The following is a 21,022-nucleotide window of genomic DNA, read 5'->3' as shown; positions in this document are numbered from 1 at the left end:
TGGTATCGAATGAAGCGACTGCTGAGTCGGCGTGCCCCGCTTGCCAGCAATGCTGCAATGCAGCAGACTGTGGAAAACGCCTCAGGCAAGCATTCACAAAAACGCATCAGGTAGACCATGACAGAAACAAGGACGCACCGCATCGTTGTCGTCGGCGGAGGGGCAGGAGGGCTAGAACTAGTGACCAGGCTGGGCGACAAGCTTGGCCGCAAGGGCGCGGCGCAGGTGGTGCTGGTGGACCGCCTGCCCACGCATATCTGGAAGCCGCTGCTGCACGAAGTGGCCGCCGGCAGCATGGATCCCAACACGCACCAGCTGGAATACGCGGCGCAGGCACGCTGGCATCATTTCGAGTTCCAGCAGGGCGAGCTGACCGGGGTCGATCGCAGCCGCAAGACCATTGCGGTATCGGCCTGCCTGGACCAGGACGGCGCCGAGCTGCTGCCTGCGCGCGAACTGCCGTATGACACGCTGGTGCTGGCGATCGGCTGCGTCACGCATTTCTTTGGCGTGCCGGGCGCCGCCGAGCACGCCATCGCGCTCGACACCGTGGCGCAGGCCGAGCGCTTCCGCAAGCGGCTGATCGCGGCCTGCGTGCGCGCCCAGAACGGGCGCGGCCGCATGGGCGAGGACGGCCGTCCGCGCGTGGACGTGGCCATCATCGGCGCCGGTGCCACCGGCGTGGAACTGTCGGCCGAGCTGCGCAATACCGCGCACGTGCTCAGCGCCTATGGCCTGCATCGCCTCGACCCGCGCCGCGACGTGCGCATCCACGTGGTCGAGGCCGGCCCGCGCATCCTGCCGGCACTGTCCGAGCGGGTTTCGGCCGAGACCGCCAAGCTGCTCAGCAAGCTGGACGTCGGCGTCTTTACCAGCGAGCGCGTGACCGAGGTCACGCCGCAAGCCGTGCTGACCGCCAGCGGCAAGACCATCGATGCGGACCTGACGGTGTGGGCCGCCGGCATCACCGCGCCCGCGGTGCTGGCCAGCCTGGGCCTGCCGGTCAGCCGCCAGGGGCAGATCATGGTCGGCCCCACGCTGCAGAGCGAGGGCGACCCGGACATCTTCGCCTTTGGCGATTGCGCCAGCTGCCCGTGGCCGGAAAAGCAGACCGCGGTGCCGCCGCGCGCGCAGGCCGCGCACCAGCAGGCCACCTTCCTCTACGAGGCGCTGTGCGCGCGGCTGGCGGGGCGGCCGCTGCCGCAGTTCGCCTTCAAGGACTTGGGTTCGCTGGTGTCGCTGGGGCACTTCAGCGCGGTGGGCAGCCTGATGGGCGGGCTGATCGGCGGCTCGATGTTTATCGAAGGGCTGATGGCGCGCTTCATGTACACCTCGCTGTACCGGATGCACGTGATGGCGCTGCACGGCGCGGTAGGGATGGCGCTGGATACCGTCTCGCACTGGCTGCGCAGCAAGACCAGTCCGCGCGTCAAGCTGCACTGACGCACCGCCCGCCCGCTCCGATCGGGGCGTCGGCGCGCATGTTTTCTCCATGTCTGCTTAAAATCTGCGCTGGCGCCGCGTGGCGGCCCAGCCACCAACGATCCTGGAGACATGCGCATGCTCAAACCAGAAGTGGATAGCCTGGTCCCCGGCCAGACCTTCGACCGCCGCGGTTTCGTCAAGACTGCACTGGGTTCCGCCTTTGCGGCCGCCGCGCTGCCGGTGATGGCGCAGCAGGCCATCAAGACCGATTTTGCCGGCCTGAGCGCGGGCGAGGTCACCATCCCCTCGGGCGGCTTCAGCATGCCGGCCTATCGTGCCCAGCCCGAAGGAAAGAAGAGCCTGCCGGTGGTGCTGGTGGTCAGCGAGATCTTCGGCGTGCACGAATATATCGCCGACGTGTGCCGGCGCTTAGCCAAGCTGGGCTACCTGGCGATCGCGCCGGAACTGTTCGCGCGCCAGGGCGATCCGCAGAGCTTCGGCTCGATCCAGGAACTGCAGCGCGAAGTCGTCAACAAGGTGTCCGACGCGCAGGTAATGGGCGACCTGGATGCCGCCGCAGCCTGGGCCGGTGCCAACGGCGGCGACCTGTCGCGGCTGGCGATCACCGGCTTTTGCTGGGGCGGGCGCCTGGTCTGGCTCTACGCCGCGCACAGCAAGCGGCTGAAGGCGGCCGTGGCGTGGTACGGGCAACTGGTGGGCGAGTCGACCCCGCTCAAGCCGAAGAACCCGCTGGATATCGCCGCCCAGCTCCATGCGCCGGTGCTGGGCCTCTACGGCGGCAAGGACACCGGCATCACCCACGCGCACATCGAGAAGATGAAGGCGGCGCTGGCGGCGGCGGCCAACCCCAACGCCAGGGGCTCGCGCTTCATCGTCTATCCCGAGTCTGGCCACGCCTTCCATGCGGACTACCGGCCCAGCTACCGCGAGGCCGATGCGAAGGACGGCTGGCAGAAGTGCCTGGACTGGTTGCGACAGCACGGCGTGGGCTGAGACCGGCAGCGCCATCTTCGCGGTGCCTGCCACCCCATGCAGGATTGCAAAGTCCCGGCGGATACGTACAATGCGGCCTTTGAGTTATTGCAACATTGTTGCGTTTGCCGCCCGGCGCGATGCGGGCGGAACGGCGGCGCCGCCCGGCGCCGCCACCCCGGGAGCCCATCATCCATTCGACGCTTTTGTACATCCTGCTCGCCGCCACGATCTCGGGGGTGGGCAGCATCTTCGGGGCGGCGCTGCTGTCGCTGACGGTGGCGTCCCGCGTGGTCGAGCGCATGGTGAGCTTCTCGGTGGGCGTGCTGCTGGCTACCGCGCTGCTGCATTCGCTGCCCGAGGCGTTCGAGTCCGGCGCCGATCCGCGCGCGCTGTTCGGCACCTTGCTGGCGGGGCTGCTGGGGTTCTTCCTGCTGGAAAAGCTCTCGCTGCTGCGCCATTCGCACCATCACGAGGGCGACGGGCACCACCACCACCATGGCCATGACCGCGAGGAAGCGGGCCGCAGTGGCCTGACCATCCTGGTCGGCGACACCTTCCACAATTTTGCCGACGGCATCGTGATCGCGGCGGCGTTCCTGGCGGACCCGCATATCGGCGTGGTTACCGCGCTGGCGATCGCGGCACACGAGATTCCGCAGGAGGTCGGCGACTTTATCGTGCTGCTCAACGCCGGCTTCTCCAAGGCGCGCGCCTTCGCCTTCAACCTGCTGTCGAGCCTGGCGGCGATTGCCGGCGGGGTGGTCGGGTACTTCCTGCTCGACCAGCTGAGCGGGTGGATCCCCTACGTGCTGGTGATCGCGGCCAGCAGCTTTATCTATATCGCCGTCAGCGACCTGATGCCGCAGATGCAGCGCAAGCCGCGCTGGCGCGAGTCGGCGATCCAGGTGGTGCTGGTGGCCGCGGGCATCGCCGGCATCGTCTTCATCACCAACGGCGTGCACGAACGGCACAGCCACCTCGGGCACGGCCACGCCGCGCCCGTCGCAGCGTCACACTAGCCCGTTCAGGCCGCGCCGGTGGCCACCGGCCGTGCCGGATCGGCGCACCACTCGCTCCACGATCCCGGATACAGCGCCGCGCCGCCCAGACCGGCGACTTCCAGCGCCAGCAGGTTGTGGCAGGCCGTCACGCCCGAGCCGCACTGCATCACCGCTTGCCCGGCGGCGTGCGTGCCCAGTATGGCCCCGAATTCGGCGCGCAGCGTCCCGGCCGGCTTGAAGCGGCCATCCGCCTCCAGGTTGTCCTTGAAGAACCGGTTGACCGCGCCCGGGATATGGCCGCCGACCGGGTCCAGCGTCTCGTTCTCGCCGCGGAAGCGGTCGGCCGCGCGCGCATCCACCACCAGCAGCCGGCCGCTGTCGAGATTGGCGACCAGCGCATCCGCATCGACGGTCGGCACCAGCGACTTGCCGCGGCGGATCTTGCCCGGGAATTCCGGCTCTTCGGCTGCATCGTGCTCCAGTGGCAGGCCGGCCTTGACCCAGGCATCCTTGCCGCCATCGAGCACCGCCACGGCGTCGTGGCCGATCCAGCGCAGCAGCCACCACAGCCGCGCGGCGAACATGCCGCCCTGGGCGTCATAGGCGACTACGGGGGTGTCGTCGTCGATGCCAAGCGCCTGCAGGCGCGCGACCAGGTCGTCGGCATCCGGCAGCGGATGGCGGCCGTTGCGACCGGTGCGGGGACCGGACAACTCGTTGTCCAGGTGCAGGTAGAAGGCGCCGGGCAGGTGGCCGGTGCGGTACGCCTCGCGGCCGGCGGCCGGGTCGGCCAGGTCGAAGCCGCAGTCGATGACGACGCCGCGGCGGGGCCCGGCCAGCAGAGACTGCAGTGCGGTGACGGAAATCAGCGGTTTCTGCATGGGAATCCTGTGCGATCGAAGGAAGACATCTAAGGCAGTTCGGCTTTCCGAATGCTACACCGCGGCTACACCTCGGGGTGGACTTCCGCCTCCGGCGACTTGACCGGCGTGGCGGGCGTGGGCTTGGCGTCGGTGCCCTGGCGCGCGCGCATCAGCGTGGTGGCGATGCCGCTGGCGATGATCAGCCCCATGCCCAGCCACGACAGCCAGTTCAGCCGATCGGACCAGATCATCATGCCCCAGACGCTGGAGAAGACGATGCCGGCGTATTGCAGGTTGGCGGTCAGCAGGGTGTTGCCGCGCTTGTAGGCACGGGTCATCGCGGTCTGGCCCAGCGTGGCCAGGATGCCGATCGCCAGCAGCAGGCCGGCGCCGTACCAGGTGTGCGGGCTGGTGCCGCCCAGCAGCATCCAGGCCAGCCCGGCGATCATGCCGACCAGCGAGAAATAGAACACGATGCGGCCCTCGGGCTCGCCCAGCTGGCCCAGCTGGCGCACCTCGACATAGGCCAGCGCGGTGAACATGCCCGAGATCAGCCCGACCAGGCCGCCGGTCAGCTGGTCCTTGCCCACCGATGGCTGCAGCAGGCAGATCACCCCGGCAAACGACAGCAGGATGGCCAGCACCAGCCGGCGGTCGGCGTTGCCGGCGGTGCCGGCCAGCGCCGCGCTGGCGCCCAGGATCAGCGCGATCCACACCGGCGACATGTAGTTCAGCGTCATCGCGGTGGCCAGCGGCAGCAGCGAGATCGACGTGAACCACAGCATCAGCGAAGTCACGCCGAACACACTGCGCTTGATATGCGACAGCATGTAAGGCGTGCGCACCGGGATCCCGCGCGAGGACAGCAGCATCCACATGATCACCACGCTGATCAGGCCGCGGTAGAAGACGATCTCGCCGGTGGTGTACAGATCGGACGCCAGCTTGACGCCAACCCCCATCAGCGAAAAGGCGAAGGCGGCGAACAGCATCCAGAGCGATTGCATGGCGAGGGCGCGGTGAAGCGGGCAGGGAGCGAAAAGAGGGGGGCGGCGCGCGGCGGCATGTGCTGCCGGCACCGGACAATGATTCTAGCAGCGCACATCGCGTCCCAAAACAAAACGGACCGCGGTGGCGGTCCGTTGTGGCTGGCGCTGTGCGGTGATCGCGCACGCGTCGCGGTTTACCCGGCGTAGGCCATGGCGCGGCGGTACCACTCATGGAAGTGCTGCATGCCGTCTTCCATCGGCGACTGGTACGGGCCAACCTCGCTGGTGCCGCGCTTGAGCAGCGCCAGCCGGCCGGCATCCATGCGCTCGGCGATCTCGTCGTCCTCGATGCAGGTTTCCATGTAGGCGGCGCGCTCGGCCTCGACGAACTCGCGCTCGAACAGCGCGATTTCCTCGGGGTAGTAGAACTCCACCACATTGCGCGTCTTGCGCGGACCGACCGGATGCAGCGTCGAGATCACCAGCACGTTCGGGTACCACTCCACCATGATGTTGGGGTAGTAGGTCAGCCAGATCGCGCCGTGCTTGGGCAGCACGCCGTTGTTGAAGCGCAGCACGGCGTCGTGCCATTTCTGGTACGTCGGGCTGCCGGGGCGCTTCAGGCCGGCGTGCAGGCCCACGGTCTGCACGCTGTGCCATTCGCCGAACTCCCACTTGAGGTCGTCGCACGAGACGAAGCTGCCCAGCCCCGGGTGGAACGGCACCACGTGGTAGTCCTCGAGGTAGACCTCGATGAAGGTCTTCCAGTTGTAGTCGCACTCGTGCACCTCGACGTGGTCGAGCATGTAGCCGTCGAAGTTCAGGTCCTGCGCCACGCCCAGCCGGGCCAGGTCGGCGCGCACGTCGCGCGGGCCCTCAAACAGCAGGCCGTTCCAGTTCTGCAGCGGCGAGCGCTTCAGGTGCAGGCAGGGCTGCTGGTCAAAATGCGGTGCGCCTAGCAGTTCGCCCTTGAGGTCGTAGGTCCAGCGGTGCAGGGGGCAGACGATGTTCTGCTTGTTGCCGCGGCCGTTCAGCATGATGGCCTGGCGATGGCGGCAGACGTTGGACATGAGCTCGACGCCGGCGGCGTTGCGCACCAGCATGCGGCCTTCGTCCTCGGCCTTGAGCGTGTGGTAGTCGCCGGTTTCCGGAACCATCAGTTCATGGCCGACATAGCCCGGACCATGCCTGAACAGCCGTTCGAGTTCTTGTTGATGCAGCGCTTCGTCGAAGTAGACGCCGACGGGCAGTTGCGAATCAGCCGGCGCCAGGTTGAGCGCGGTGCTGAGATTGGACATTATCCCCACTCCCAGATGAACAGGTGAAAGCAGTGAACAACCCAACCATCGAAAATGGAATCGATTTGGGAAAGACTGCCGCCCGGGAACGCTCTCGCGACCCCTGGCGGCGAACGAAAGATTGTACCCGACCCAAAAAGTTAAGGGACTGATTTTTTTGCCTTTTTAGCGAAAAAGTCGACCCGGGTCGTCATCGGGGTGCCGTAGCGGCCGCATTCGGAAAGACGACCCGAGCGCACAAGTCACTTATGCAACGATGGCACCCGATGGGGGCACGGCAGACGGCTGCAAGATGGGGGCAGTCCCGCGCTTTGGCGTAAAATCCGGGCTTCCCCATCCGGGTTTCCCCCGGGTTCCAGATTCCAGGGCCTGATATGCCAAAAACGATGACCGATCCGGTCCAGACCGACAACACCGCCGACGCCGCCGCGGCGCCGCCCGCCTCCTACGAGGCGGCGATGGCCGAACTGGAAACGCTGGTGGCCAGCATGGAAAGCGGCGAGCTGCCGCTCGAGGCCTCGCTGGCGGCATACCGCCGCGGCGCTGAACTGGTGCGCTACTGCCAGCAGAAGCTGGAGCGGGTCGAGCAGCAGGTGCGGGTGCTGGAGGGCGACGCGCTCAAGCCGCTGGCGGGCGACGGCAACGGTGCCAACGGTGCACAGGGGACGGACCAGGCATGAGCGACTTCGCACAATGGATGCAGGCGCAGGGCGCGCGCACCGAGGCGGCCCTGCAGGCCGCGCTGCCCGATGCTGGCACGGTGCCGCACACCCTGCACGAAGCGATGCGCTATGCTGCGCTGAGCGGGGGCAAGCGCGTGCGCCCGCTGCTGGTGCATGCCGCCGGCGAAGTCAGCGGTGCAGCCCCGGCGGCTTGCGACGCGGCCGCCTGCGCGGTGGAGATGATCCATGCGTACTCGCTGGTCCACGACGACATGCCGTGCATGGACGACGACGACCTGCGCCGCGGCCGGCCGACCGTGCACAAGGCCTATGACGAGGCCACCGCGCTGCTGGTCGGCGATGCGCTGCAGACCCAGGCGTTCATCGTGCTGGCCGAGGCCGGGCCGATTGCGCCCGCGGTGCGGCTGCAGCTGGTGGCGGAATTGGCGCGGGCGTCGGGATCGGCAGGCATGGCCGGCGGCCAGGCGATCGATCTGCAGCACGTGGGCCGGGCCATGACGCGCGACGCGCTCGAGGCCATGCACCGCATGAAGACCGGCGCGCTGTTGCGCGCCAGCGTGCGCATGGGCGCCCTGTGTGGCGAGATCGATGCCCAGGGCCTGGCCGCGCTGGACCGCTATGCGGCGGCGATGGGATTGGCGTTCCAGGTGGTTGACGATATTCTGGACGTCACCGCGGATACCGCGACGCTGGGCAAGACCGCCGGCAAGGACGCCGCCCATGACAAGCCGACCTACGTGTCGCTGCTGGGCCTGGACGCGGCACGCGAACTGGCCGGGTCGCTGCGCGCCGAGGCGTACGAGGCGCTGGCCGGCTTTGGCGAGCGCGCCGCGCGCCTGCGCGACCTGGCAGACCTGATCGTGCTGCGCACGCATTAAACTGAGAGCCGGCCGAACGGACATCATGACCTACGCACTCCTCAACAAGATTGACGCCCCCGCGGACCTGCGCAAGCTCGACCGGCGCGAGCTGCAGACCCTGGCCGACGAACTGCGCGCCTATGTGCTGGAGTCGGTCTCGCAGACCGGCGGCCACCTGTCATCCAACCTGGGCACAGTCGAACTGACCATCGCGCTGCACTATGTCTTCAACACCCCGGACGACCGGCTGGTGTGGGACGTGGGCCACCAGAGCTATCCGCACAAGATCCTGACCGGCCGCCGCGAACGCATGCATACGCTGCGCCAGTGGGGCGGCATCTCGGGCTTCCCGCGCCGCAGCGAGAGCGAATACGACACCTTTGGCACCGCGCACTCGTCGACCTCGATCTCGGCCGCGCTGGGCATGGCGCTGGGCGCGCGCACGCTGGGCCAGCAGCGCGTCTCGGTGGCAGTGATCGGCGACGGCGCCATGACCGCGGGCATGGCCTTCGAGGCGCTGAACAATGCCGGCGTCTACAAGGACCTGCCGCTGCTGGTGGTGCTCAACGACAACGACATGTCGATCTCGCCGCCGGTGGGCGCGCTCAACCGTCACCTGGCGCGGCTGCTGAGCGGCCAGTTCTACGCGGCCACCAAGAAGGGCATCGAAAAGGTGCTGTCGGTGGCGCCGCCGGTGCTGGAGTTCGCCAAGCGCTTCGAGGAACACGCCAAGGGCATGATGGTGCCGGCCACGCTGTTCGAGGAATTCGGCTTCAACTACATCGGCCCGATCGACGGCCACGACCTGAATTCGCTGGTGCCGACGCTGCAGAACATCCGCCAGCGCGCGCTCGAAGGCGGCGGCCCGCAGTTCCTGCACGTGGTCACCAAGAAGGGCCAGGGCTACAAGCTGGCCGAGGCCGACCCGATCCTGTACCACGGCCCCGGCAAGTTCAATCCCGCCGAAGGCATCCGCCCGGCTGCCAAGCCCGCGCGCAAGACCTACACCCAGGTGTTCGGCGACTGGCTGTGCGACATGGCCGCGGCCGACAAGCGCCTGGTCGGCATCACCCCGGCGATGCGCGAGGGCTCGGGCATGGTCGAGTTCGAGCAGCGCTTCCCGGAGCGCTACTACGACGTCGGCATCGCCGAGCAGCATGCGGTGACCTTTGCCGGCGGCCTCGCCTGCGAAGGGCTGAAACCGGTGGTGGCGATCTACTCGACCTTCCTGCAGCGCGGCTACGACCAGCTGATCCACGACGTGGCGCTGCAGAACCTGCCGGTGCTGTTCGCGCTGGACCGCGCCGGCCTGGTCGGCGCCGACGGCGCGACGCACGCGGGCGCCTACGATATCGCCTACCTGCGCTGCATCCCCAACATGATGGTGATGACGCCGTCCGACGAGAACGAGTGCCGCCAGCTGCTGACCACGGCGTTCCAGCAGGACGGCCCGAGCGCGGTGCGCTATCCGCGGGGCTCCGGCCCGGGCGCGGCAATTGCCGCCGACCTGGCCCCGGTGCCGGTCGGCAAGGGGGTGGTGCGCCGCGAGGGCGGCGCGCGCGCCGGGCAGCGCGTCGGCTTCCTGGCGTTCGGCTCGATGGTGCAGCCCGCGCTGGGTGCGGCCGGGGCGCTGGACGCCACGGTGGCCGACATGCGCTTCGTCAAGCCGCTCGACGTGGCGCTGGTCAAGCGCCTGGCAGCCGACAACGACTACCTGGTGACGGTGGAAGAGGGCAGCGTGATGGGCGGCGCGGGCAGCGCCGTGCTCGAAGCGCTGGCCGAGGCCGGCATCGACAAGCCGGTGCTGACGCTTGGCCTGCCCGACCGCTTCGTCGACCATGGCGATCCGGCCTACCTGCTGCAGCAATGCGGCCTCGACGCGGCCGGCATCGAACGCTCGGTGCGCGAGCGTTTCGGGCTGGACCAGCCCAAGGTCACGGTCGCCTCGCGCGTGGCCTGACCCCCTGCCAGACCGAGGGAATTCGGGACCCCGCACGACGGGTGCGTCCGAATTCCCTTAAACTCCGTTTTTTGTGTTCGCAGCTGCGGGTCGGCACGCCAGTGCCGGGTCCCGTGGTTTCACACTCGTTGCGCGGCATGGAGGGACTGCGAAAATGCCGCGACCGTAAGGGCTGGCGCTGTGCTGGCGCCGCCCTGGAGGAAACCGTAGATGAATGACATCAACCCCGCCTTCGTGATGCCCGACGTCCAGTCGAGCCCCGACACTCGCCAGATCCCGATCCAGCGTGTCGGCGTGAAGGGCGTGCGCTATCCCGTGACCCTGAAGACCCCGGCCGGCACCATGCCGACCGTCGGCACCTTCAACCTCGACGTGCACCTGCCCGCCGACCAGAAGGGCACGCATATGTCGCGTTTCGTGGCGCTGCTGGAAGAAGAGCGCGCGCCGCTGGAACTGGCCAGCTTCCGGCTGATGCTGGACAAGATGCTGGAGAAGCTCGAAGCCGAGGCCGGCCGCATCGAGGTTACGTTCCCGTACTTCATCAGCAAGATCGCGCCGGTGTCCGGCGTGGAGTCGCTGCTGGACTACGAGGTCACGCTGACCGGCGAGGTGCGCGACGGCGCCACGCGGGTGTTCCTGAAGGCGCTGGTGCCGGTGACCAGCCTGTGCCCGTGCTCGAAGAAGATCTCGCAGTACGGCGCGCACAACCAGCGCTCGCATATCACCATGAACGTGGAGCTCGCCGGCGAACTGCCGGTGGAAGCGCTGGTGCGCATGGCCGAGGAAGAGGCGTCGTGCGAGCTGTGGGGGCTGCTCAAGCGGCCTGACGAAAAATTCGTAACCGAGCGTGCCTACGAGAACCCCAAGTTCGTCGAGGACCTGGTGCGCGACATCGCCATGCGGCTGAACGCGGATGATCGCATCGTGGCTTATGTGCTGGAGGCTGAGAACTTCGAGTCGATCCACAACCACAGTGCGTATGCGGTGATCGAGCGGGACAAGCGCATCGACTGACCGCGTTGTCGCTGCTATGGAAAGAGCCACCGCATGCGGTGGCTCTTTCTTTGGGCGTTTCGTTGCCTAGTGTTTGCTTCCCTCTCCCGCTTGCGGGAGAGGGAGCACCCAAGCGCTCATGCGACACACTGGGGTATGCAACGGTCAGGCCGCCGACGGCAACCGGATATCCGCCAGATCCCACCGCGGCGTCACCCCATAGCCATACTCATGCCGCGCCAGCCCCGGCGCTGCCTGCAATCGCATCGCGCCGGCGAACGCGATCATCGCGCCGTTATCCGTGCAGAACGCCAGGTCGGGGTAATACACCTCGAGCTTGCGCTGCCTGCCCAACTGGTCCAGCCGGTCGCGCAGTTGCCGGTTGGCCCCGACGCCGCCCGCCACCACCAGCCGCTTGTGCCCGGTCTGCTTGAGCGCCGCCATCGACTTGGCCGCCAGCACATCGACGATCGCCTCGACAAAGGCACGCGCCAGGTTGGCGCGATCCTGCTCGCAGGTGTTGGCCAGCTTGCGGGTTTGCGTCAGCACGGCGGTCTTCAGGCCGGCGAAGGAAAAATCCAGGTTGCCCGAATGCAGCATCGGCCGCGGCAAATCGAATGCGCCGGGCAGCCCGAACTCGGCCAGGCGCGACACTTCCGGCCCGCCCGGATAGCCGAGGCCCAGCAGCTTCGCGGTCTTGTCGAACGCCTCGCCGGCGGCGTCGTCCAGGGTTTCGCCCAGCAGCGTGTAGTCGCCGATGCCGCGCACTTCCATCAGCTGCGTATGTCCGCCCGACACCAGCAGCGCCACGAACGGGAACGGCGGCGGCTCGCGCGTCAGCAGCGGCGACAGCAGGTGCCCTTCCAGGTGATGCACGCCCACCATCGGCACGTTCAGCGCGAAGCCCAGCGCATTGGCCACCGAGGCACCGACCAGCAGCGCGCCGGCCAGCCCGGGGCCCTGGGTGAAGGCGATCGCGTCGATGTCCTGGCGGGTGCGGCCGGCCTCGGCCAGCACCTGCTCCAGCAGCGGCAGCACGCGCCGGATATGGTCGCGCGATGCCAGCTCGGGAACCACGCCGCCGTAGTCGCGGTGCATGGCGATCTGCGAGTGCAGCGCGTGCGCGAGCAGGCCGGCGCCGGTGTCATAAAGGGCGAGGCCGGTTTCGTCGCAGGAAGATTCGATGCCGAGGACAAGCATGGGAGGCGGACGACGCCGTCTCCGATGTCGGAAACAGCTGTCGAAACAAGGGTTTGCAGGAAGCGCGCAGGGTAGCACAGCGGCGCGCGGCGCGCTTTTCGCTACAATCTGCCCTTTCTCAGGCGGTGGCAAGACACATGGATTCGCGAGGCGTGCAATGAGCGGGGCAGCCCAGGCCCGGACCGGCCGGTATGACGTGGCGGTGCTGGGCGCCGGCGCCGCGGGCATGATGTGCGCAGCCGTGGCGGGGCAGAACGGCGCGCGCGTGGTGCTGATCGACCATGCCACCCGGCTTGCCGAGAAGATCCGCATCTCCGGCGGCGGCCGCTGCAATTTCACCAACCTGCAGGCCGGTCCCGCCAATTACCTGTCGTCCAATCCGCACTTCTGCCGCTCGGCGCTGGCGCGCTACACGCCGCAGGATTTCCTCGGCCTGATGCGCCGCTACGGCATCGACTGGCACGAGAAGCATCGCGGCCAGTTGTTCTGCAACGACAGCGCCGAAGACGTTATCGCCATGCTGCGCGCCGAATGCGACGCAGGGCAGGTGCGCTGGCAGACCGGCTGCGCGGTGGCGGAAGTCCGGCGCGAGGGGGATGACTTCTTGTTGCTCACCGCCGCCGGCACGGTCCGCGCGGGAGCATTGGTAGTGGCCACCGGCGGCCTGTCCATTCCCAAGATCGGCGCGACGGACTTTGGCTACCGCATTGCGCGGCAGTTCGGGCTGGGCATCGTCGAAACCCGCCCGGCGCTGGTGCCGCTGACCTTCGATGGCAAGGACTGGGCCCCGTTCGCGCCGCTGGCGGGGGTGTCGGTGGAAGTGGATATCGCCAGCGGCAACGGCAAGGCCGCCGGCGCGTTCCGCGAGGACCTGCTGTGGACGCACCGCGGCCTGTCGGGGCCCGCGGTGCTGCAGATCTCCAGCTACTGGCGTGCCGGCACGCCGATCGCCATCGACCTGTTTGACGGCGAGGACGCCGCCGCGTGGCTGCTGGCGCAAAAGGCCGGCAGCCGCAAGCACCTGGGCAACCTGCTGGCGCAGCGGCTGCCCTCGAGGCTGGCCGATGCGTGGTGTACCGCCGCCGGCGTCGCGGCGACGATGCCGCTGCACGATGTGACCGACAAGGCCCTGCGCAAGCTGGGCGCCGCGCTCAACGACTGGCGCATCGTGCCGTCCGGCACCGAGGGTTACCGCAAGGCCGAGGTCACGCTGGGCGGGGTCGATACGCGCGCGTTGTCGTCGGCCACCATGATGGCGCGCGAGGTGCCGGGCCTGTATTTCATTGGCGAAGTGGTCGACGTGACCGGCTGGCTGGGTGGCTATAACTTCCAGTGGGCCTGGGCGTCGGCGGTGGCGGCGGGGCAGGCTGCGGCGGAGTCGGCACGGATGGCGCGGGCGGGTCAGTCGATGGCGTGAGGCGGAGCCCTGGTGTCCCGCATGCGCCCTAGGCGTCACGTGCGCGGTGTCCATTTCGCGCCACTTCCGCGCCGAATTGTTGGTGCTACAATTCCGAACTTCGTATCGCCGCCATCCCGAGAATCCATTCATTTCCGGCCAAATGACTACGATCCGTCTCAAGGATAACGAGCCTTTCGAAGTTGCCCTGCGCCGTTTCAAGCGCACCATCGAGAAGAACGGGCTGCTCCCGGAGTTGCGGGCCCGCGAGTTTTACGAAAAACCCACCGCCGCGCGCAAGCGCAAGAAGGCTGCCGCAGAGAAGCGCCATTACAAGCGCATCCGCAGCCAGATGCTGCCGAAGAAGCTGTACTGACGCTGGCTTCGCGCTTGTTCCTCACCCGCTGTGGCGTCGGCTCGGCGGGTTTTTGCGTTGTGGGCCTTGCAGAGCGCGGTATCCGTCGCCATGTGTAAGCGCCCGCCCACTTTCTGGAAGATCACGATGCCCCTCAAAGCCCGTATCAGCGAAGACATGAAGACCGCCATGCGCGCCCGCGAAACGGAGCGCCTTGGCACCATCCGCTTGCTGCTGGCAGCGATCAAGCAGCGCGAAGTCGATGAGCGCGTGGAACTGGACGACACCGCTGTGCTGGCCGTGGTAGAAAAGCTGATCAAGCAGCGCAAGGACTCGATCGCGCAGTTCCAGCAGGCAGGCCGCAACGACCTGGCCGATAAGGAGCTGGCCGAGGTCGAGGTGCTGAAGGTTTATATGCCCGCGGCGCTGTCCGATGCGGAAGTGGCCGCCGAGGTGGAGCAGGCGGTCGCCGCCACTGGCGCCGCGGGCCCGCAGGACATGGGCAAGGTGATGGGCGTGCTCAAGGGCAAGCTGGCTGGCCGGGCCGACATGACCGCCGTGTCGGCTCTGGTCAAGGCTGCGCTTGCACCAAAGTAAATACTGATTTAATCGGTTGTAAGCATAATGTGGGCAAAATTCTGAGTGATGGCGGGACTTGCGTGCAGATGTGAAGACATCCGGGCGGCCGTACCGCGCTGCACTACAATAATCCGATAGCAGCCGGGCGCCGCACCGGTCACGCATTCCAAAAAAGGCCGCCCGCCGTGGGACGGCCAAGCCTCAGGACGGTCAGTCGGGTGATTCCGCAATCCTTTATTCAGGACCTGCTCAACCGTGTCGACATTGTCGATGTGGTGGGCAAGTATGTGCAGCTGAAGAAGGGCGGCGCCAATTTCATGGGCCTGTGCCCGTTCCATAACGAAAAGTCCCCGTCGTTCACGGTGTCGCCGACCAAGCAGTTCTATCACTGCTTCGGCTGCGGCGCCCATGGCTCGGCCATCGGCTTCCTGATGGAGTTTTCGGGCCAGTCCTATCCGGAGGCGGTGCGGGAGCTGGCCCAGTCGGTCGGCATGACCGTGCCGGAAGAGCGCGACCGCCTGCCGCCCGGCCAGCGTGCCGAGCAGCAGGCGCGCTCGGTGGCACTATCCGACGCCATGACCCGCGCCACCGATTTCTATCGCCGCCAGCTGCGCGGCGCCCCGCAGGCTATCCAGTACCTGAAGGGGCGGGGGCTGACCGGCGAGATTGCCGGTCAGTTCGGCCTGGGCTATGCGCCGGATGACTGGCAGGGGCTGGAAGCGGTGTTCGGCAGTTACCGCGACGACAATGTGGCGGCGCCACTGGTCGAGGCGGGCCTGCTGATCGAAAGTGACAAGCGCGACGCGGACGGCAAGCCGCGGCGCTACGACCGCTTCCGCGACCGCATCATGTTCCCGATCCGCAACACCAAGGGCGCGGTGATCGGCTTTGGGGGTCGCGTCATGGGGCAGGGTGAGCCCAAGTACCTGAACTCGCCCGAGACCCCGTTGTTCAGCAAGGGCACGGAACTGTACGGGTTGTTCGAGGCCCGTCATGCAATCCGGGAAACTGGCTATGTCCTGGTGGTCGAAGGATATATGGACGTCGTGGCGCTGGCCCAGCTCGGTTTTGCCAATGCCGTCGCCACCCTGGGCACGGCGTGCACGCCCGTGCACGTGCAGAAGCTGCTGCGCCAGACCGATGCGGTGGTGTTCTCGTTCGACGGTGACTCGGCCGGCCGACGCGCCGCTAGGCGGGCGCTGGAAGCCTGCCTGCCGCACGTGGCCGACAATAAGACCATCCGTTTCCTGTTCCTGCCAGCCGAGCACGACCCCGACAGCTATGTGCGCGAAGAGGGCACCGAAGCCTTTGCCGCGCAGGTGCGCAACGCGATGCCGCTGTCACGCTTCCTGCTGCAATCGGTCACCGAGGAACTTGACCTGCGCCAGCCCGAGGGCCGTGCGCGCGCCCAGTACGAGGCCAAGCCGTTGCTGCAGGCCATGCCCGCGGGTGGGCTGCGGCTACAGATTGTGCGCGAACTTGCCGATGCCACGGGGACGACCCCGGCGGAGATCGAGGCGATCTGCGGCCTGCGCAGCGATCCGGCGCGGGTCGGCCGCTTCGCCCAGCCGCGTCCGCGCGCGCGCCGCCAGGCCCCGACTGGCTTGGAGCAGCGGGTGATCCAGCTGCTGATGTGCTATCCCGCGCTGTCGGCGCGGCTCGATGAAGATGCGCGCGCGCTGCTGCTGGAAGGGGAGGGCGCGGACAGCGAAGTGCTTGCCCACCTGGTCAGCGCGTGCGACGGCGTCGAGGGCGAGGTGAATTTTGCGGCCTTCAGCGAGCACCTGGCGCAGTCGCCATATGCCGAGGTATATGCCGCGGCGCGCACGGCGGTGCTGCGAGAAGAGATTGAAGAGGCGCCCGCCATACAGGATTTCGACGCGGCCATTACCAAGTTACTGGCAGAGCCGCTGCGGCGCGAACTCGACAGCCTGCAGGCCGAAGTGGTGGCCGGCACGGCCGATGAAGCGGCCAAGCAGCGCATGCGCTGGCTGGTGGGTGAAATCCACCGGCGGCGCCAACTTGGCTGAGGCGCCGGCGGGCGCCCTGACCTTCAACCGGGAGGCGGCAGCAAGCGTTGGATTAGCATTGGATCAGGGACCGGGCCCGGCTGTGCCGAGCTTAAGCCTTGATTTTTCAGGTGAAAACCTCACCTGACAGGGAGCCGGCTATGCGTGGCGTGCTACAATAGCCGGTTTGGATTGCGAAATCTTTCTCTCCAGTTCTGGTGAAAGTGAGCGTGCCAATGGCAAAGGCCAAAGCAACCGAAAGGGTTACCTCTAAAGCTCCCCAATCAGGGAGCGGCAAGGCGTCTGTGAAAACCACGGCGGCGAAGACATCGACCGCGACCGTCAAGACGCCAGCCCGGTCTGCGCCATCAAAGTCCGTGCGCCGCGCGCAAGCGCCCGCCGTGACGACTCCCACCAGAACCCGCACATCCGAAAAGACAAAGGCCTCGACTTCGGCACGCGAGAGCGGCAAGAGCGCCAGTACGAGCGGCAAGGTTGCCGCGTCTGCATCAGCATCTGCACCAGTGAAAGGCAAGAGTATCACCGTGGCGAAACAGCAGAATACCGAAGTCGAGAGCAAGCGAGCGGCAGCCGCCGGCGCCAAGAGCGGAGGCGCCAAGCAAGGCGCGGCCACTACGGCAACCAAGGCGCGTGCCGCGACCCCTGCATCCGTTGCATCCGAGCGTCCCGCTGCGCCGGCAATCAAGCCGGAGCCGAAAAAGCGTGGCCGCAAGCCCAAGGCCGAGATGCAGCACGACGACAGCACAACAGACGACGTGACTGAAGAGTTTTACGAGAACGATACGCGCCCGGCGGCAACACCGGCCGTGGCGCCGAAGACCGAAAAGCAGAAAGCCAAGGACCGCAAGGCCAAGGAAAAGGCCCTGCTCAAGGAGTTCGCCTCGACCCAGCAAGGCACCGAGGAAGAACTCGAGCTGCGTCGCCAGAAGCTCAAGGCGCTGATCAAGCTGGGCAAGTCGCGCGGCTACCTGACCTACGCGGAAATCAACGATCACCTGCCGGACGACATGGTCGATTCGGAAACGATCGACACGCTGGTCGCCACGCTGAACGACATCGGCATCGCCGTCTATGAACAGGCGCCCGATGCCGAGACGCTGCTGCTCAACGACAACGCCCCGTCTGCCACCAGCGAGGAAGAAGCCGAGGAAGAGGCCGAAGCGGCCCTGTCGACGGTCGATTCCGAGTTTGGCCGCACCACCGACCCGGTGCGCATGTACATGCGCGAGATGGGCACGGTCGAGCTGCTGACGCGCGAAGGCGAAATCGAGATTGCCAAGCGCATCGAGGCCGGCCTGAAGGACATGGTGATGGCGATTTCGGCTTGCCCGGTCACCATCTCCGAAATCCTGGCCCATGCCGAGCGCGTCGCCAACGACGAGATCAAGATCGACGAATTCGTTGACGGCCTGATCGACCCGAACGCCGAGGAAGTGGCCGAGTCCCCGGCCGCGGCCGCGGCGCCCGCCGCCGACGAAGAGCTCGATTCCGACGACGAAGAAGACGCCGACGAAGAAGACGACGAGGAAGGCGGTGCTGGCGCCGGTGCCTCAGCGCGCCAGCTGGAAGAACTGAAGCAGAACGCGCTGGAGAAATTCCGCGTGATCGCCGAGCAGTTCGACAAGATGCGCCGTGCGTTCGAGAAGGAAGGCTACAACTCCAAGCCCTACGTCAAGGCCCAGGAAGCGATCCAGGCCGAGTTGATGGGCATCCGCTTCACTGCCCGCAACGTCGAGCGCCTGTGCGACACGCTGCGCGGCCAGGTGGACGAAGTGCGCAAGCTCGAGCGCGCCATCCTGAATACCATCGTGGACAAGTGCGGCATGCCGCGCGCCGATTTCGTCGCCCGCTTCCCGGGCAACGAGACCAATCTCGAGTGGATCCACACCGTGGTTGCCGATGGCAAGCCGTACAGCACCATCGTCGAGCGCAACGTGCCGGCCGTGCACGAGCTGCAGCAGAAGCTGATCGACCTGCAGGCCCGCGTGGTGCTGCCGCTGAAGGAACTGAAGGGGGTCAACCGCAAGATGGCCGAAGGCGAGCGGCGTGCCCGCGAAGCCAAGCGCGAGATGACCGAGGCCAACCTGCGCCTGGTGATCTCGATCGCCAAGAAGTACACCAACCGCGGCCTGCAGTTCCTCGACCTGATCCAGGAAGGCAACATCGGCCTGATGAAGGCGGTGGACAAGTTCGAATACCGCCGCGGCTACAAGTTCTCGACCTACGCCACGTGGTGGATCCGCCAGGCCATCACGCGCTCGATCGCCGACCAGGCGCGCACCATCCGCATCCCGGTGCACATGATCGAGACCATCAACAAGATGAACCGCATCTCGCGTCAGATCCTGCAGGAAACCGGCAACGAGCCGGATCCGGCAACGCTGGCCGAGAAGATGGAGATGCCGGAAGACAAGATCCGCAAGATCATGAAGATCGCCAAGGAGCCGATCTCCATGGAAACGCCGATCGGTGACGACGACGACTCCCATCTGGGCGACTTCATCGAGGACACCAACACGCTGGCCCCGGCCGAGGCGGCGCTGCACGGCTCCATGCGCGACGTCGTCAAGGACGTGCTGGACTCGCTCACGCCGCGCGAAGCCAAGGTGCTGCGCATGCGCTTCGGCATCGAAATGAGCACCGACCATACGCTGGAAGAGGTCGGCAAGCAGTTCGACGTCACGCGTGAACGGATCCGCCAGATCGAGGCCAAGGCCCTGCGCAAGCTGCGCCACCCGAGCCGCTCGGACAAGCTGAAGAGTTTCCTGGAAGGCAACTAAACGCTTCCAAGGGCCTCTAGCTCATGCCTGGTTAGAGCAGCGGACTCATAATCCGTTGGTGCCGTGTTCGACTCACGGGAGGCCCACCAATGCAGTCAGAAAGGGGTTACGGTGAATGCCGTAGCCCCTTTTTTCATGGCGGCGCCCGCAGCCAGCATCCAGCGCTGGTCATGGCTGTGGAGAACGGCAAGTCATTGCGCCACCGCGGTCAATACTCCAGCACCATCCTGACCGCGTCGTGATCGCTCGGCATCGGTTCGATCAGTTCGACTGTCGCCGACACCTGCTGCTTCGCCAGCACGACGAAGAAGTCGAGCTCTCGTGTCTGGCGCCCGCGGTGGGTGGCCTTGCCGCAGTGGAAGACCTGGCGGTATGCATACCTCAGCCTGGCCTGGGTACGATCGTTCTCGCGCCCGAGCATCGCGCTGATGTCTTCCGGGCTGGCGTTGAAGTCGCCACCGATGACGATGAGGTCGTACTTCTCATAGCAACTGGCCTTGTCGAAAGCGCGCAGCAGCGCACGCGTGTCGCCGTTCTGCGGCGCCGCGATCGAATGCCATGAAATGAACAGCACCTTGTCGATGGCGACGCCGCTGGCGGTGCGGCCGGCGACGCCACCTGCAAGCACCACGCCGTCCCGCTCGTCGACAATGTCGACCTGCGTGGCGCGAACCTGCGCCGCGAAGGTTGTCTCCAGCAACACGTATGGAATGCAGCGCTCATCGAATGCCCCGACCGTGCATCCATCAAACACCTTCCAGTTGGCGGCAGCACCGCTGCTCACCAGCTTCTCGCTGCCGCCTTCCTGCAGCATGATGATGGTGGGGCCGGTCGCGGCCATGCGGTCGATGGCGCGCTGCTTGTCTGCGCGCGTGTGGTTGCCCTGGCTGTTCCACGAATAGACGATGATCTTCGACATGGTGTTCCCCTTGCTCGTCAGGCCTTGCCGCGGACTCCCGCTGAAACGGGCTGGCGCAGGCGCGGCGTCGGCGGATGATGGGTCATTGCGCCAGATGCGGGAGATGCGGTGACAGCGTCAGCACAGCGCGGCGGTGGCAACCTTCCAGCGACGCAGGCGGTCCTCCAGGCCGTTGGTGCCGCCGTTGATGCGCCGCGTCAGCGCGATGAAATCGCCGCTGTCGGCAAGCGCATTGCAGCCGTGCGCGCGCCACCACCATGCCGCCGAGCGCGCGGCCCAGGCGTCCTGTTCAAGCAGCTCGGGTGTGGCGGTCAGGTCGACGCCAAGCGCCGCGGCGCACGCCGCGTAGTTGGCGCGGCCGGTGATCTGGATCAGCCCCCGGCCGCGGAAGCGCTTGCCGTCGCCTGGCCGCACGTTGCCGAGCGCCATGGCCTTGCGCGAAGGCGGCTCGTACAGCGCCTGCGCCGGCGTCGGTCCCCACAGCTCATGGGTGAACTGGAAGCCGAGCGACTCGTGGCCGGTCTGTGCCAGAAACGCCGCGATGCGTGCCGCGCCCGCGATGTCGTAAGCCTGCATGGCGTCGCTCAAGCGGGGCAACCAGCGCGCGCACTGCGGCTCGCTCAGGCCGGTGGCGGCGCGGAACTGTTCTGGTGTCATCTGCATCGGCTGGTCTCCTTGTTGTGATGGCTGCGGTG

At 66.9% G+C, this 21,022-nt stretch carries 19 protein-coding genes and 1 tRNA gene; 13 read left to right on the top strand and 7 right to left on the bottom strand.

Features of this window, described 5'->3' with window-relative positions; all coding sequences use genetic code 11:
• The first annotated feature begins 117 nt into the window (after positions 1–117).
• From E5S69_RS18050 to E5S69_RS18040, 3 genes are all read left to right on the top strand, one after another.
• Positions 118–1,443: an NAD(P)/FAD-dependent oxidoreductase gene (locus E5S69_RS18050; RefSeq protein ID WP_171516013.1), complete on the top strand. Its 1,326-nt coding sequence runs from the start codon at positions 118–120 to the stop codon at positions 1,441–1,443.
• Between the two features lie 117 nt (positions 1,444–1,560).
• Complete coding sequence (locus E5S69_RS18045; RefSeq protein ID WP_171516012.1) at positions 1,561–2,439, top strand: dienelactone hydrolase family protein; 879 nt, start codon at positions 1,561–1,563, stop codon at positions 2,437–2,439.
• A 119-nt stretch (positions 2,440–2,558) separates the two neighbouring features.
• On the top strand, positions 2,559–3,440 hold the full coding sequence (locus E5S69_RS18040; protein WP_171516121.1) for a ZIP family metal transporter: 882 nt from the start codon (positions 2,559–2,561) through the stop codon (positions 3,438–3,440).
• A gap of 5 nt (positions 3,441–3,445) precedes the next feature.
• Here E5S69_RS18040 and E5S69_RS18035 read toward each other — a convergent pair whose 3' ends face one another.
• From E5S69_RS18035 to E5S69_RS18025, 3 genes are all read right to left on the bottom strand, one after another.
• Positions 3,446–4,303, bottom strand: coding sequence for a sulfurtransferase (locus E5S69_RS18035; protein WP_171516011.1), 858 nt, complete (start codon positions 4,301–4,303; stop codon positions 3,446–3,448).
• A 65-nt stretch (positions 4,304–4,368) separates the two neighbouring features.
• Positions 4,369–5,292: a DMT family transporter gene (locus tag E5S69_RS18030; RefSeq protein WP_171516010.1), complete on the bottom strand. Its 924-nt coding sequence runs from the start codon at positions 5,290–5,292 to the stop codon at positions 4,369–4,371.
• 176 nt (positions 5,293–5,468) lie between these two features.
• Positions 5,469–6,572, bottom strand: coding sequence for an aromatic ring-hydroxylating oxygenase subunit alpha (locus E5S69_RS18025; protein ID WP_171516009.1), 1,104 nt, complete (start codon positions 6,570–6,572; stop codon positions 5,469–5,471).
• 374 nt (positions 6,573–6,946) lie between these two features.
• Between E5S69_RS18025 and E5S69_RS18020 the strand changes: the two genes are divergently transcribed.
• The 4 genes from E5S69_RS18020 (at position 6,947) to folE2 (ending at position 11,089) form a co-directional block, all read left to right on the top strand.
• Positions 6,947–7,252 (top strand): exodeoxyribonuclease VII small subunit, encoded by a 306-nt coding sequence (locus tag E5S69_RS18020; protein WP_171516008.1) that lies wholly within the window; start codon positions 6,947–6,949, stop codon positions 7,250–7,252.
• The gene (locus tag E5S69_RS18015; protein ID WP_171516007.1) at positions 7,249–8,133 is read left to right on the top strand and encodes a polyprenyl synthetase family protein; all 885 of its coding nucleotides are present in this window, start codon (positions 7,249–7,251) and stop codon (positions 8,131–8,133) included. Before E5S69_RS18020 ends, E5S69_RS18015 begins: the two co-directional genes overlap by 4 nt.
• A gap of 25 nt (positions 8,134–8,158) precedes the next feature.
• Positions 8,159–10,075, top strand: a complete 1,917-nt coding sequence (gene dxs, locus E5S69_RS18010; RefSeq protein WP_171516006.1) for a 1-deoxy-D-xylulose-5-phosphate synthase — start codon at positions 8,159–8,161, stop codon at positions 10,073–10,075.
• 210 nt (positions 10,076–10,285) lie between these two features.
• Positions 10,286–11,089 carry a GTP cyclohydrolase FolE2 gene (gene folE2, locus E5S69_RS18005; protein ID WP_171516005.1) on the top strand — a complete coding sequence of 268 codons (804 nt, stop codon included), beginning with the start codon at positions 10,286–10,288 and terminating at the stop codon, positions 11,087–11,089.
• A 144-nt stretch (positions 11,090–11,233) separates the two neighbouring features.
• Here the strand turns inward: folE2 and tsaD are convergent, their stop codons facing one another.
• Positions 11,234–12,268: a tRNA (adenosine(37)-N6)-threonylcarbamoyltransferase complex transferase subunit TsaD gene (gene tsaD, locus E5S69_RS18000; RefSeq protein WP_171516004.1), complete on the bottom strand. Its 1,035-nt coding sequence runs from the start codon at positions 12,266–12,268 to the stop codon at positions 11,234–11,236.
• A gap of 157 nt (positions 12,269–12,425) precedes the next feature.
• Here tsaD and E5S69_RS17995 point away from each other — a divergent pair, with 157 nt between their 5' ends.
• The 4 genes from E5S69_RS17995 to dnaG all read left to right on the top strand — a co-directional run bounded on the left by E5S69_RS17995 (position 12,426) and on the right by dnaG (position 16,628).
• Positions 12,426–13,685 carry an NAD(P)/FAD-dependent oxidoreductase gene (locus E5S69_RS17995; protein ID WP_171516003.1) on the top strand — a complete coding sequence of 420 codons (1,260 nt, stop codon included), beginning with the start codon at positions 12,426–12,428 and terminating at the stop codon, positions 13,683–13,685.
• Between the two features lie 142 nt (positions 13,686–13,827).
• Positions 13,828–14,040 carry a 30S ribosomal protein S21 gene (rpsU, locus tag E5S69_RS17990; RefSeq protein ID WP_171516120.1) on the top strand — a complete coding sequence of 71 codons (213 nt, stop codon included), beginning with the start codon at positions 13,828–13,830 and terminating at the stop codon, positions 14,038–14,040.
• 126 nt (positions 14,041–14,166) lie between these two features.
• Positions 14,167–14,616, top strand: a complete 450-nt coding sequence (locus tag E5S69_RS17985) for a GatB/YqeY domain-containing protein (protein ID WP_171516002.1) — start codon at positions 14,167–14,169, stop codon at positions 14,614–14,616.
• Between the two features lie 200 nt (positions 14,617–14,816).
• A complete protein-coding gene (dnaG, locus tag E5S69_RS17980) occupies positions 14,817–16,628 on the top strand; it encodes a DNA primase (protein ID WP_171516001.1) in 1,812 nt (603 codons plus the stop codon).
• A gap of 106 nt (positions 16,629–16,734) precedes the next feature.
• Here dnaG and E5S69_RS32435 read toward each other — a convergent pair whose 3' ends face one another.
• On the bottom strand, positions 16,735–17,142 hold the full coding sequence (locus E5S69_RS32435) for a hypothetical protein (RefSeq protein ID WP_227313972.1): 408 nt from the start codon (positions 17,140–17,142) through the stop codon (positions 16,735–16,737).
• On the opposite strand from E5S69_RS32435, the gene rpoD reads away from it, so the two are divergent.
• Both rpoD and E5S69_RS17965 read left to right on the top strand, forming a co-directional pair.
• Complete coding sequence (rpoD, locus tag E5S69_RS17970) at positions 17,132–19,408, top strand: RNA polymerase sigma factor RpoD (protein WP_171516000.1); 2,277 nt, start codon at positions 17,132–17,134, stop codon at positions 19,406–19,408. The two genes, E5S69_RS32435 and rpoD, sit on opposite strands and share 11 nt — an antisense overlap.
• A gap of 10 nt (positions 19,409–19,418) precedes the next feature.
• A tRNA-Ile gene (locus tag E5S69_RS17965) sits at positions 19,419–19,497 on the top strand.
• Between the two features lie 119 nt (positions 19,498–19,616).
• On the opposite strand, the gene E5S69_RS17960 is transcribed toward E5S69_RS17965, so the two are convergent.
• Together E5S69_RS17960 and E5S69_RS17955 are read right to left on the bottom strand one after the other, a co-directional pair.
• Positions 19,617–20,327, bottom strand: coding sequence for an endonuclease/exonuclease/phosphatase family protein (locus E5S69_RS17960; RefSeq protein ID WP_171515999.1), 711 nt, complete (start codon positions 20,325–20,327; stop codon positions 19,617–19,619).
• 117 nt (positions 20,328–20,444) lie between these two features.
• Entirely contained in the window at positions 20,445–20,984 is a 540-nt protein-coding gene (locus tag E5S69_RS17955) for a glycoside hydrolase family 19 protein (RefSeq protein WP_171516119.1), read from the bottom strand.
• Between the last annotated feature and the right edge of the window lie 38 nt (positions 20,985–21,022).

The sequence above is a fragment of the Cupriavidus necator genome (genome assembly GCF_013141915.1).
Classification (GTDB): Bacteria; Pseudomonadota; Gammaproteobacteria; order Burkholderiales; family Burkholderiaceae; genus Cupriavidus; species Cupriavidus necator_B.
Note: the sequence above shows the minus strand (reverse complement) of the source record. Positions and strands in the feature narration are given on the sequence as shown.